The sequence below is a fragment of the Rhodanobacter thiooxydans genome (assembly GCF_030291135.1).
Classification (GTDB): domain Bacteria; phylum Pseudomonadota; class Gammaproteobacteria; order Xanthomonadales; family Rhodanobacteraceae; genus Rhodanobacter; species Rhodanobacter thiooxydans_A.
This window is the reverse complement of the sequence record NZ_CP127409.1, coordinates 376974-389943: the sequence shown is the minus strand read 5'-3', so window position 1 is coordinate 389943 and position 12970 is coordinate 376974. Positions and strand designations below refer to the sequence as shown.

Here is a 12970-nt window from a genome sequence, read left to right as displayed (position 1 = left end):
CGCCTGCCGGCGCCAGGGATTTCCATGACCGACCCGACCCGGGCCTATACCAGGCTCATCGAGGCATTCAACCAGAATGACTGGCCGCGGGTGCAGCAGCGTGCGGCGCAGCTTCTGCCGGTCCTGCCGCACGATCCGGTGGTGCATTTCATGGCCGGCGTGGCCTGCATGCAGACGCAGCAGATGCCGCAGGCGCTGGACTGCCTGCTCAGGGCCACCCAGCTGGAACCCGGCCGCGCCGACTTCCTCGCGCAGTACGCGAGGGCGCTGGTCCTTGTCCGGCGGATGCGGGAAGCCCGGCTGGTCGCCGACGAGGCCATGAACTCCTCGCCCGGCGACCCGATGACACTGGAGGTGCTGGGCCTGGTCTACGCCCAGGTCCAGGCGTTCGCGCAGGCGGCAGCGGTCTTCCGCCGCGCCGTGGCGCTCACGCCCACGCAGGCGTCTTCCCGTTTCCATCTCGCCCATGCGCTGACAGCCATCGGCGACAGCGAGGGCGCCGAGCGCGAACTGGAGGCCGGCATCCGGCTCGAACCGGACTACTGGAAGGCCCACCTCAACCTGGCCCAGCTGCGGCGGCAAACCCTGGCCGACAACCACCTCGAACGGATGCAGTCGCTGCTGGCGCAGCACGGCAACGACGTCGGCGCGCGGATCCACCTCAATCTGGCGCTGGCCAAGGAGTACGACGACACCGCCGATTACCCGAAAGCCTTCGGGCACCTGCTGCGCGGCAACGCGGCGGTACGCAGCCTGCGCCCCTATGCAGCCAGACGGGACGAGGCGATGTTCGATGCCCTGCTGCGCACCTTCCCCGCCGTGCACGACGCGCCGGCCGCGGGCGATCCCACCGCCGAGCCGATCTTCGTCATCGGCATGCCGCGCACCGGCACGACGCTGCTGGAACGCATCCTCTCCAGCCACCCGGACGTGTACGCCGCGGGCGAGCTGCAGAACTTCCCGACGGCGCTGCAGCAGGCGGCGGGTGGCCGGTTGCCGCTGCTGTTCGATCCAGACATCGCCGCCCGCACCGCCGCCATCGACTGGCGACGGCTCGGCGCCGCCTATCTCGCCAGCACCCGGCCCGCCACGGCAGAACGGCTGCGCTTCATCGACAAGCTACCGCACAATTTCCTGTATGCCGGCTTCATCGCCCGTGCCCTGCCGAACGCCAGGATCATCTGCCTGCGCCGTGACCCGCTGGACACCTGCCTCGGCAACTTCCGGCACTTCTTCGACCGGGAGTCGCCCTACTACGACTACTCCTTCGACCTGCTCGACACCGGCCGGTATTACATCCAGTTCGAGCGCCTGATGGCGCACTGGCGGAACGTGCTGCCCGGACGCATCCTGGAACTGCCCTACGAATCGCTGGTGCAAACGCCCGAGGCGGCGGCGCGCCGGCTGCTGGCGTTCTGCGACCTGTCCTGGAACGACGCCTGCCTGCGCCCCGAAAGCAACGCCGCGCCGGTCAACACGCCCCATGCCTGGCAGGTGCGCGCGCCGATCTACGGCACCGCGATCGGCCGCTGGAAACACTACGAACCGCAATTGCTCGAGCTGCGCCAGCTGCTCGGCGAGGCCGGCATCGGGTCGCAGGACTGAACCGTCGCCCGGTGGCTCAGATCAGCTGCTCCGCCTCCAGTTCGCTCTTCAGGTACGCATAGTAGATCGGCGCGGCGATCACGCCGGGCAGGCCGAACGCGGCTTCCATCAGCAGCATGGCGACCAGCAGCTCCCACGCGCGGGCACGGATCTGGGTGCCGACGATGCGCGCGTTGAGGAAGTACTCCAGCTTGTGGATCAGGATCAGGAACACCAGCGCAGCGATGCCCACGCCGAGCGACACCGACAAACCGGCCACGGCGATCGCGGTGTTGGAGATCAGGTTGCCGAGCACCGGCAGCAGGCCGACCACGAAGGTCACCACCACCAGGGTCTTGGCCAGCGGCACGTGGATACCCATCAGCGGCAGCACGCCGAGCAGGAAGATCGCGGTGAACAGGGTATTGATCAGCGAGATCTTGACCTGCGCGAACACGATGTTGTGGAACGCCTCGGCCAGGCGCTGGCAACGCAGGCTAAGTGCCCCCGCCAGCGGCCCCATCTGGTGCGCCGGGCGGGTCCGGCTGAGCGCCACGATCGCGCCCAGCACCAGGCCGATGATGATGTGCACGAACACCCGCACCGCGCCCTTGCCGGCCAGCTGCAACATGGCCGCATGCTTGCGCGCCAGCTCGATCGCGCCCACGCGCAGGTCGTCGACGCTGTCCGGCAGGTTGTTCACCAGGATCGGCGGCAGTTGCTGGCGCGCCTTCTCCACCAGCGGCATCAGCTGCTGCTGCCAGAGCAACTGGGGGTTGCCGATCTCGTTGTGGAACAGGCTGATCGCGCCCAGGATCAGCAGGATCAGCAGGCCCACCACCACCGCGCCCAGCACGGCCACCACCACCACCCGCGCGCGGTCGCCGGAAATGCGCCGGCCCAGCAGCGGGACCATCGCCTGCACCAGCTCGAACACCAGCAGGCCGGCCAGCAGCGCCGGCAGCAGGTGGATCTCGACGACCAGCAGCAGGGCCGCGGCCGTCAGCAGGTAACTCGCGTAACGAATGGCCGGCGAAGGCTCGCGCAGCGCGGGCAAGGGGGAATCCATGCGGGGACGAAGCCGTGGGTGCGGGCCGCCAGTCTGTCAGCAGCCCGCCCTTGCTGCCAGCCCTGCCACGGGGCTGTCGTAAACTCCGTTCACTGTTCGCCTCTTCATTGTCCAGGGATTTCCCGATGTCATTCCGCCTGCCCACGACCCTGCTCGCGCTCGCCCTGCTGGCCGGCTGCGCCACCACGCCGCGTCAACCGGTGGCCGTGGCGCCGGCCGCACCGACGGCGCCGGCCGCCGTCGCCGCGAACGACAACCTCAATGCCGTGGCGTGGAGCCAGACCGCGATCGAGCACGACCTGATCTACCTGCAGACCTACCGCGATGCCCAGGCACGCCTGCTGGTGGCGCTGCACGACCGCCACTGGGACGCGCTGGGCAAGGGCGACCGCACTACGCCACTCAAGGGCCTGAAGCCGGCGGTGATCCTGGACATCGACGAGACCGTGCTGGACAACTCGCCGTTCGCCGCGCGCATGGTGCAGGGTAACCACGAATACAACGAGGCCGACTGGGCGGCCTGGTGCCGGGAGGAAAGCGCCCGCGCGCTGCCCGGCGCGGTCGAGTTCACCCGCTTCGCCGAGAAGCACGGCATCGCGGTGATCTACATCTCCAACCGCGCCAAGGACCTGGACCAGGCCACCCTGGCCAACCTGCGCAAGGCCGGCTTGCCGGTCAGCGGCCCGCAATCGTTCATGGGCCTCGGCACCGTGGTGGACGGCTGCGAGCAGGCCGGCAGCGAGAAGGGCTGCCGCCGCCAGCTGGTCGCGCAGCACTACCGTGTACTGATGCAGTTCGGCGACCAGATCGGCGATTTCGTCGACGTCCTCGCCAATACCGCCGATGGCCGCCGCAAGGCCGTCGCCGACTACCTGCCGTGGATCGGCACACGCTGGTTCGTGTTGCCCAATCCCACCTACGGCTCCTGGGAACCGGCGCTGTTCAACAACGACTGGAGCGCCTCGCCCGAACAACGGCGCCGGCAGAAGGTCGAGGCACTGCGAATCCAATGATAAATATCCATTTAAAACAATAAATTACAATATAAAACAAAAGCATTGCCTTAGCTTTAACGAGCAAGTAATATTTCGCCTGCCAACACCTGCTGACCAAGAGCTTTGCAGGCAAGGCCATTTCCCTTCCGGCTCTGCCGGATTTCCCCGCGAGGCCCGGCGCCCGCGGGGTTTTCTTTTTGGCGACGCAAAAACTTGCGCCCAGCCCTTGTTTCGATGCCGCCGCGACCCTTACCCTGCGCGCTCACCCCGCCCCGCGGCGCCCTCCGCCCGCCACTTCACCGCGATAGCCCGCCGATGCGCCTTCCCTTCCTTCGCCACGCCATGCTGCCGCTGCTTGCCGCCCTGCTGCTGGGCGCCTGTCACGGAAAGGACGAGGCGGCGCAACCGGGCGGCAGCACGCCGGAGGCCGCGCTGCAGGCCTCGATCGAGCTGCTCAAGGCCGGCGATTTCGACGCCCTGTGGAAGCACGCGCTGCCGCCGGCCGACTACGCGAACATGCGTGCCGACTGGAGCCTGCAGCAGCGCGACCTGCGGCCGCTCACTGCCGAGGACCGCACCCGCTTCAACGAGACGATGCAGAAGCTCACCGGCCCGGACGCGGAGAACCGGTTGTACGCCGAGTTGCAGCCGCAGCTGGCCGCGATGGAACGGCAATACAAGGACCAGTTGCCGGTGCTGATCAGCGTCGGCGACGCCATGTTGAAGAGCGCCGTCGCCCAGAGCCATACCCTCAGCGAGACGCAGAAGACCCAGGCCGGCAGCGTGATCGATGTACTCCTGCCGTGGGCGCAGCAGACGCCGTGGTTCGACCCGGCCAGGGCGAAGCAGGCGGTCGGCGTGGCCGTGGCGACGGCGCGCAAGCTGGACCTGAAGAGCCCCGAGCAGCTGCGCGCGCTGGATTTCGACGCCACCATGGGCAAGTACGCCGTCGGCTGGGGCGGCCTCAAGCAGCTGCTGGCGATCTACGGCCTGTCGGTGGACGACACACTGAATTCCGTCAAGCTCACTCCGCTCTCCAACAGCAACGGCCATGCCGTGGTGAAGGTCGACTACACCCTGCTCGGCAAGCCGCTATCGGCCGAAACGGCGCTGCTGCAGGAGAACGGCCGCTGGTACAGCGAGGACCTGCTGCGGAACGCGCGCCAGTCGCACCGCCAGCTGCAGCAGCAGGCGGCACCGGCCAGCGCCGCCAGCGCCGTAACGAAAGACTGAACGACGCAACCGTTAGAATGGACGGATGCACATGACGACCGCCGCGGACTCCCCCGCCCGCCCCCGCGCCCCCTGGTGGTTCAACCTGGCCGGCCAGTTGCTGCAGCCGTGGGTGCGCATCCGCCGCGATCCGGCGGAGCCCACCTCGCTGCTGCAGGCCGGCGTGCCCGTCTGCTACGTGATCGAGCGCGACGGCTTCTCCGATGCGCTGATCCTGCAGCGCGCCTGTCGCGAAGCCGGCCTGCCCAACCCGATGCGGCCGCTGGCCGGCACCCGCCGGCGCCGCTCGGTATTCGCGCTGGCCCGGCGCGACGGCAGCCTGCTCGGCCGCAACCGCAAGCGCAACCCGAACGAACCGCTGCGGCAACTGGTGCACTCGCTGGAAGGCATGCCCGAGCGCGACATCCAGATCGTGCCGGTGTCGATCTACGTCGGCCGGGCGCCCAGCCGCGACAGCGGCTGGTTCCGCGTGCTGTTCGCGGAAAACTGGGTGATGGTCGGCCGCTTCCGCCGCATGCTCGCCTTGCTGCTGAACGGGCGCGACACGGTGGTGCATTTCTCCGCACCGGTGTCGCTGCGGCAGATGCTGGACGAATCCGGCGGAATCACCCCGGAGCGCTTCGCGCGCAAGGTGGCGCGGGTGCTGCGCACCCACTTCCACCGCATTCGCGCCGCAGTGATCGGGCCGGACCTGTCGCACAAGCGCACCGTGGTCGATGCGGTGCTGAACGCCGAACCGGTGCGCGCGGCGATCGCCGCCAGCGCCGCCAAGGAAAAGATCAGCCACGCCAAGGCCTGGCGCAAGGCGCACCAGCTGGCGCTGGAGATCGCCGCCGACTACTCGCACCCGGTGGTGCGCTCGGCCTCGTTCCTGCTGGGCAACTTCTGGAACAAGCTGTACGACGGCATCTCGATGCACCACTTCGACAAGGCCCGCGCCGCCGCGCCCGGCCACGAGGTGATCTACGTGCCGTGCCATCGCAGCCACGCCGACTACCTGCTGATGAGCTACCAGCTGCACGTGTCGGGCGTGGTGGTGCCGCACATCGCCGCCGGGGTGAACCTCAACCTGCCGGTGATCGGGCCGATCCTGCGCCGCGGCGGCGCGTTCTTCCTGCGCCGCAGTTTTCGCGGCAATGCGTTGTACTCGGTGGTGTTCAACGAATACGTGGCGCAGCTGATCGACCGCGGCGTGCCGATGGAATACTTCATTGAAGGCGGCCGCTCGCGCACCGGCCGGCTGCTGGCGCCGCGCGCCGGCATGCTGGCGATGACCATCCGCGCGTTCCTGCGCGCGCCGCGCCGGCCGGTGCTGTTCCAGCCGGTGTACATCGGTTACGAGAAGCTGATGGAAGGCAAGTCGTACGCCGGCGAACTGAGCGGCCAGCCGAAGGAAAAGGAGTCGCTGCTCGGCCTGCTCCGCGGCCTGAAAGTGCTGCGCCAGCGCTACGGCCACGTGGCGCTGAATTTCGGCGAACCGATCGCGCTGACGCCGCTGCTGGACGCGGCCAGCGACGACTGGCGCGCCGCCGGCGCCGACCCCGAGGCGAAGCCGGAATGGCTGGGCGCGGTGACCAACCGCCTCGCCGCACAGATCCAGGTCAACATCAACCGCGCCGCCGACGTCAACCCGATCAACCTGCTGGCGCTGGCCCTGCTGGCCACGCCGAAGCACGCGATGGCCGAGAGCGACCTGCTGACCCAGCTCGAACTGAGCAAGACGATGCTGGAGGAGCTGCCGTACTCGGACCGCATCACGCTGACCCCGATGAACCCGGCCGCGATCATCGCCTACGGCGAGCAGATGGGCTGGATCCAGCGCGTGCAGCATCCACTCGGCGACGTGCTCACCGCCACCGGCGAGCGCGCGGTGCTGCTCAGCTACTTCCGCAACAACGTGCTGCACCTCAACGCCACCGCCGCGTGGGTGGCCTGCTGCTTCCTCAACAACCGCCGCATGTCGCGTGCCTCGGTGCTGCGGCTGGGCCGGATCATCTACCCGTTCATCCAGGGCGAGCTGTTCCTGCCGTGGGACGAAGATGGCTTCGGCGCACAGTTGCAGGCGACCATCGACTTCTTCGTGCGTCGCGGCCTGCTCGAATCCACCGGCGACGGCCGCGTACTGGAACGAGCGCCCGGCCAGGACGACAGCGCGTTCCAGCTCAAGGTGATCGCGCGCAGCCTGATCCAGGCCTTCGAGCGCTACTACATCACCATCGCCGCGCTGGCCAAGAACGGCCCGCACACGATGACCGGCGCCGAGCTGGAAAACGCCTGTTCGCTCACCGCGCAGCGACTGTCCCTGCTCAACGAGCTGACCGCGCCGGAGTTTTTCGACAAGGCGCTGTTCCGCGGCTTCATCCAGAAGCTGCGCGAGCGCCGCGTGGTGTGGACCGACGAGGCCGGCAAGCTCGACTACGACGCCGCGCTGGAAGGCATGGTGCGCGACGCGCGGGTGATCCTGTCGCGCGAGGTGCGCCACTCGATCCTGAAGATCACTCCCGGCGGCGACAAGGAAGCCCCCATGGTCGAGCCCCGCGAGGATGCCACCGCGCCCGCCCACGTGCCCGCCGACAGCGACGACGACGCGCTGCACGAACGCCATGTCGACGCCGAGCATCACGAACACGAGCGGCGCAGCGGCGGCGACCGTCGCGGCACGCCGCCCGACGCCTGACAACGGCGTTCCTGTAGCATTGCCGGCCATGAACGAACAGCCCAAGACCACGCCCGAATCGACCACCCACTTCGGCTTCCGCGACGTGCCGGTGGGCGACAAGCAAAAACTGGTCGGCCAGGTATTCACCTCGGTCGCGCGCAGCTACGACCTGATGAACGACCTGATGTCGTTCGGCGTGCACCGGCTGTGGAAGCGCCATTTCGTGGCGATCAGCGGCGTGCGCCGCGGCGACCGCGTGCTGGACCTGGCCGGCGGCACCGGCGACATCGCCGCACTGATGAAACCGGTGGTCGGTGATGAAGGCGAGGTGGTGGTGGGCGACATCAACGCGGCGATGCTCGGCGTGGGCCGCGACCGCCTCACCGACCGCGGCCTGGTCGCCGGGCTGCGCTGGGCCCAGCTCAACGCCGAGGCGCTGCCGTTCCCCGACAACAGCTTCGACGCGGTGACCATGGCCTTCGGCCTGCGCAACGTCACCGACAAGGACAAGGCACTGGCCGACATCTGCCGCGTGCTGAAGCCCGGCGGCCGCGCGCTGGTGCTGGAGTTCTCGAAGGTGCAGAGCGAGCTGTTCGGCAGGCTCTACGACTTCCACTCGTTCAAGGTGCTGCCGAAGCTGGGCCAGCTGTTCGCCGGCGACGCCGACAGCTACCAGTACCTGGCCGAGTCGATCCGCAAGCATCCCGATCAGCAAACCCTGAAAGGCATGATGGAGCGCGCCGGCTTCGGTCGCGTCGAGGTGCGCAACCTCACCAACGGCATCGTGGCGATCCATCGCGCGTACAAGTTCTGAGGCCGCCCTGACCCAGATCAGTGGCCGGCCGCACGTCGCGGCGTATGTTGGGGCTCCCTTTCTTGCGAGCCCGCACCATGTCCATCGATATCGTTTCCGAACAGAACGTGCACCTCTTCGACGCGCGCGGCGTGGCCCGCCGCTTCCGTCACTCGGCCATCTTCGGGGCGATCAACGTGCTGCGTTCGGGCGAGACGATGCGCTTCGTCAACGACCACGACCCGATCCCGCTGATCGCCCAGCTGCGCGAGCGCCTGGGTGACAACCTCACGGTGACCTATCGCCAGCGTGACGCCGATGCGGTGGTGATCGACTTCGGCATCACCGGCATGCCGGTCGAATGAGCGGCCGCGGCGCATGAATTATCCCGCCTTCTACGAGCAGGCCCCGCGCATCCGCATGCGTGACCCGCTGGCGGCCTTCCTCGGCGCCGCCGACGACGGCCTGCTGGAATATGCCTATGTCGACGCCGTGCGGCTGGCCGGCCATTCCTGCCCCACCGTGGCCGGTGCCTGGCTGATGGCGCGCACGGCATTGCGTGCGCTGTATCCGGGCGAACCGGCCGAGCGCGGCGGCGTCACGGTACGCATGCCGGCCGCCGAGGACGAAGGCGTCACCGGCGTCATCGCGCAGGTGCTGACCCTGGTCACCGGCGCTGCCGCGGGCAACGGCTTCCATGGCATCGGCGGCCGTTTCGTGCGGCAGGCGCTGCTGGGCTACGCGGCCTCGACGGGCGCCGGCGCGGTGCAGTTCCGCCGTCGCGACAACGGCACCGCCGTGGCAGTGGAACTGGACCTGGCCACGGTGCCGGCGGCACCGAACCTGCGCGAACTGATGGTCGCCGCACTCCAGCCCGCCGCCACGGCGGAGCAGCGCGCGGCGTTCGCGCAAGCCTGGCAGGGCCGCGTACAGCGCCTGCTGCTGGATCACGCGGACGACCCGCAGGTGCTGCAGCTGACCCGACTGAACTGAGCGCCGTTCAGGCGTCGATGATCAACAGGGTTCCGTTGCTGCCCGGCAGCACCGCATGCGGCACGCCGGCCGGCACCATGTAGAGCCGGCCCGCAGCCACCGTGACTGCCTCGCCCGCCACGTCCAGGTGCAGTTCGCCATCGAGCACCAGCAAGCCCTCGGCGTACGCATGCGTCTCGTTCGGATAAGTTTGCGCATCCATGCGCAACAGCTTGAGGTTGGCATCACCCACGCGCGCCAACCGCTTCGACCGCCAGGCCTGTTCCAACTGCGCGGCCTGCTGCGCCAGGTCGAAAAGATGATCCATCACGCGCTCCTCAGCATTGCTCGCACGCCTTTACCGGCGCGACCGACACCGGCGCAGCACGCCGCCGCGCATTCGCCAGCACCACGCCGCCGATGGTGACCGCGCCGCCGATCAGGATCAGCGCGTTCGGCACCTCGTGCAGCCACAGCCAGCCGATCAGCAGCGCGATCGGCGGCGACAGGTAGATGAAGCTGCTGACCCGCGAGGCCGAGGCACGGTTCACCGCCATGTTCCAGGCCAGGTAGCCGATGAAGGTGGGCGCGATGCCCAGCCACAGCAGCGCGCCGATACGCGGCCACGACGCCGCCGCCAGCGCTTGCGGCAAATGCCAGCCGAACGGCAGCGCGCCGAGCGTGCCGGCGAAGAACGCGAACGCGGTGACGCCGAGCATGCTGCTGCGCGCGAACAACGCCTTTTGACCCACGAAGAAGATCGCCGAGACGGCCACGCAGACCAGCACCAGCAAGGCATGCGGATCCACCTCCACCCGCTGTCCGCTGGCCAGCACCACCAGCACGGTGCCGATCAGCGCCACCGCCAGACCGATCCAGGTGCGCAGCGTCAATCGCTCGCCGATCCAGAACGCCGACACCGCCGCGGTGGCGGCCGGCACCAGCGAGATCAGGATCGAGGCGGTGCCGCTGGCGATCCGCGTCTCGGCGTAGTTCAGGCACAGGTGGTAGACGGTGAGGCCGAGCACGCCGAGCAGGGCCAGCTGCGGCCAGTCACGCCGTGCCGGCAACGGCACGCGCCTCACCAGCAGCAATGCGGCAAAGCACAGCGAGCCGATCAGCAGCCGCGCAAACGCCACCTCACCGGGCGTGAATGACGGCAACGCATAGGCGATCGCGGCATACGCCGACGACCAGGTGAGCAGGGCAATCGCGATGGCCAGCAGCGCACGGCCATCGAGACGATCAACGGTATCCATGGGGACGGATTCCTGTAACGGGGAAGTGCGCATCCTAGTCTTGCCGGTCGCACCGAGGAATAATGCACAAAACCGTTTTCACTGCGTTTAGCCAGCGATCGAATCAATCAGTGGGTGATCCTGCCTTGGAATCGAAAGTCATGGAGTCAAAGCCTGAACTGGACGGCAAGGACTGGCAGCTGCTGGAGGCGCTGCAGCAGGATGCACGCTTGGGCTACGCCGAGCTGGGCCGCAAGGTGCGCCTGTCCGCACCGGCGGTGGCCGAGCGGGTGAAGCGGCTGGAGGAAGCCGGGGTGATCAGCGGCTACCGCGCCACGGTCGACCCGAAGCGCCTCGGCTACGGCATCAGCGCGATGATCCGCCTGCGCTGCGACGGCATCACCTGCGCGCGCATCGGTACGCTGGTGGAAGACATTCCCGAGGTGCTGGAATGCCGCCGCCTGGCTGGCGAGGATTCGGCCCTGCTGCACGTGGTGGCGATGTCGATCGGCCATCTCGAATCCGTGCTCGACCGCCTGCTGAAGACCGGCGCCAGCACCAGCACCACCACCTTGATCGTGCTGCAGACGCCGCACGAGAACCGCCCGCTGACCCGCGTGATGTGGAATGCGGCACGCGCGATGTCCGACGATTGAAGCCCTCCCGCTACCGAGCGATCCGATGACCGACCCGACCGACGACCAGCATCCGGCCACGCCCGGCGAAGCACCCTCCAACCCCGAACGCCGCCGCCTGCTCGGCGGCATCGCGCTGGCTGGTGCCGCACTCACCCTCGGCAGCTGCAAACCGTTCGGCGAACGCCCGCCGGCGGCGCCCGCGACCACCGACACGGCTCTGGACGCGCTGCTGCGCCAGCACATCCGCCATGTGGTGGTGCTGTACGCCGAGAACCGCAGCTTCAACAACCTGTTCGCGGGTTTTCCCGGCCTGGCCCAGCCGCTGCAGGCGTTCGACACGCCCGCCTACCGCCAGCGCGACCGCGACGGCCGCCTGCTGGAGTCGCTGCCGCCGATCTGGGGTGGGCTGGCGCCGCACTCGCAACTGGTCGACGGCCGCCATTACCAGATCGACGAGTCGGCGATCAGTGGCCTGCCGAACCGCCCGTTCGTGCTTGCCACGCCCGACGGCGCGCCGCTGCCGCACGGCGTGATCACCCGCGACCTGGTGCACCGCTTCTACGAGAACCAGCTGCAGATCAACGGCGGCCGCAACGACGGCTTCGTCGCCTGGGGCAATACCGGCGCGATGACCATGGGCCACTACGCCGACGGCGCGGCGAACCTGCGGCTGTGGCAGCTGGCCCGCCAATACACCCTGTGCGACAACTTCTTCATGGGCGCGTTCGGCGGCTCGTTCCTCAACCACCAGTACCTGGCCGCGGCGCAGCCGCCTTACTACCCGCACGCGGATCGCGGCCCGGCGAAATTCCAGATCGCCACGCTGGAAGGCGACGACCCCACCGGCATCCGTCCGAAACTGGCCGAGGACTCGCCGGCCAGCGCGATGCAGGGCCGCCCCACGTTCGTCACCCACGACGCGCTCACCCCCGACTTCTGGGCGGTCAACACGATCGGCCCGGCCTACGCGCCGGGATTCAGCCGCGACAAGCACGACCCGCGCCTGGCCGACGCGGCCAGCCCCAACACGCTGCCTGCGCAGAGCCACGCCACCATCGGCGACGCCCTGTCCGCCGCCGGCGTCGACTGGGCCTGGTACGCCGGCGCCTGGCAGCTGGCGCTGGACGGCCAGGGCGACGGCGATCACCGTACGTTCCCCGAGGTGCCGAACTTCCAGCCGCACCACCAGCCGTTCAACTACTTCCGCCAGTTCGCGCCCGGCACCGCGGCGCGCGCACAGCACCTGCGCGACGCCGGCACGGGCAGCGAGCCGGCCACCAACCACTTCCTCGCCGCGGCCGCCGCCGGCTCGCTGCCGCCGGTGACGTTCTACAAGCCGCAGGGCGACCTCAACATGCACGCCGGCTACGCCAGCGTGGACGCCGGCGACCGCCACCTGGCGCAGGTGGTCGAGGCGCTGCAGGCCAGCCCGCTGTGGCCGAACATGCTGGTGTTGATCACCGTCGACGAGAACGGCGGCTGGTGGGACCACGTGGCGCCACCCAAGGGCGACCGCTGGGGACCGGGCACGCGCATTCCCGCGCTGGTGGTGTCGCCGTTCGCGAAGAAGGGCTTCGTCGACCACACCGTCTACGACACCGGCTCGATCCTGCGCTTCATCACCCGCCGCTTCGGCCTGCAGAAACTGCCCGGCCTCACCCTGCGCGAGCAGGCGATGATCGCCGCCGGCGGCCCGCCGCCGGGCGACCTCACCGCCGCCCTGCACTTCGACTGACGCAACAAACTCCCTCCTCTGCAAGCAGGGGGAGGAGAAAATCCACAAGAGATC

At 68.7% G+C, this 12970-nt stretch carries 12 protein-coding genes; 9 read left to right on the top strand and 3 right to left on the bottom strand.

Features of this window, described 5'->3' with window-relative positions:
* The first annotated feature begins 24 nt into the window (after positions 1-24).
* Complete coding sequence (locus QQA13_RS01620; protein WP_108470522.1) at positions 25-1605, top strand: tetratricopeptide repeat-containing sulfotransferase family protein; 1581 nt, start codon at positions 25-27, stop codon at positions 1603-1605.
* 16 nt (positions 1606-1621) lie between these two features.
* Here QQA13_RS01620 and QQA13_RS01615 read toward each other — a convergent pair whose 3' ends face one another.
* Positions 1622-2653, bottom strand: a complete 1032-nt coding sequence (locus tag QQA13_RS01615) for an AI-2E family transporter (RefSeq protein WP_108470521.1) — start codon at positions 2651-2653, stop codon at positions 1622-1624.
* A gap of 125 nt (positions 2654-2778) precedes the next feature.
* On the opposite strand from QQA13_RS01615, the gene QQA13_RS01610 reads away from it, so the two are divergent.
* The 6 genes from QQA13_RS01610 to QQA13_RS01585 all read left to right on the top strand — a co-directional run bounded on the left by QQA13_RS01610 (position 2779) and on the right by QQA13_RS01585 (position 9326).
* The gene (locus QQA13_RS01610) at positions 2779-3666 is read left to right on the top strand and encodes a 5'-nucleotidase, lipoprotein e(P4) family (RefSeq protein ID WP_108470520.1); all 888 of its coding nucleotides are present in this window, start codon (positions 2779-2781) and stop codon (positions 3664-3666) included.
* Positions 3667-3963: 297 nt separating this feature from the next.
* Positions 3964-4881 (top strand): hypothetical protein, encoded by a 918-nt coding sequence (locus QQA13_RS01605; RefSeq protein ID WP_108470519.1) that lies wholly within the window; start codon positions 3964-3966, stop codon positions 4879-4881.
* Positions 4882-4912: 31 nt separating this feature from the next.
* Positions 4913-7558, top strand: a complete 2646-nt coding sequence (plsB, locus tag QQA13_RS01600) for a glycerol-3-phosphate 1-O-acyltransferase PlsB (RefSeq protein WP_286042391.1) — start codon at positions 4913-4915, stop codon at positions 7556-7558.
* Positions 7559-7586: 28 nt separating this feature from the next.
* Positions 7587-8354 carry a bifunctional demethylmenaquinone methyltransferase/2-methoxy-6-polyprenyl-1,4-benzoquinol methylase UbiE gene (ubiE, locus tag QQA13_RS01595; RefSeq protein ID WP_108472019.1) on the top strand — a complete coding sequence of 256 codons (768 nt, stop codon included), beginning with the start codon at positions 7587-7589 and terminating at the stop codon, positions 8352-8354.
* Between the two features lie 77 nt (positions 8355-8431).
* On the top strand, positions 8432-8698 hold the full coding sequence (locus QQA13_RS01590) for a DUF2249 domain-containing protein (RefSeq protein WP_108472020.1): 267 nt from the start codon (positions 8432-8434) through the stop codon (positions 8696-8698).
* Positions 8699-8711: 13 nt separating this feature from the next.
* Positions 8712-9326, top strand: coding sequence for an FmdE family protein (locus QQA13_RS01585; protein ID WP_108472021.1), 615 nt, complete (start codon positions 8712-8714; stop codon positions 9324-9326).
* Between the two features lie 7 nt (positions 9327-9333).
* Here the strand turns inward: QQA13_RS01585 and QQA13_RS01580 are convergent, their stop codons facing one another.
* Positions 9334-9633, bottom strand: coding sequence for a cupin domain-containing protein (locus QQA13_RS01580; RefSeq protein ID WP_108472022.1), 300 nt, complete (start codon positions 9631-9633; stop codon positions 9334-9336).
* Between the two features lie 10 nt (positions 9634-9643).
* The gene (locus tag QQA13_RS01575; RefSeq protein WP_108472023.1) at positions 9644-10564 is read right to left on the bottom strand and encodes a DMT family transporter; all 921 of its coding nucleotides are present in this window, start codon (positions 10562-10564) and stop codon (positions 9644-9646) included.
* A 140-nt stretch (positions 10565-10704) separates the two neighbouring features.
* Here QQA13_RS01575 and QQA13_RS01570 point away from each other — a divergent pair, with 140 nt between their 5' ends.
* Positions 10705-11199, top strand: coding sequence for an Lrp/AsnC family transcriptional regulator (locus tag QQA13_RS01570; protein ID WP_108472024.1), 495 nt, complete (start codon positions 10705-10707; stop codon positions 11197-11199).
* A gap of 25 nt (positions 11200-11224) precedes the next feature.
* The gene (gene acpA / locus QQA13_RS01565) at positions 11225-12916 is read left to right on the top strand and encodes an acid phosphatase (protein WP_108472025.1); all 1692 of its coding nucleotides are present in this window, start codon (positions 11225-11227) and stop codon (positions 12914-12916) included.
* The last annotated feature ends 54 nt before the right edge of the window (positions 12917-12970 follow it).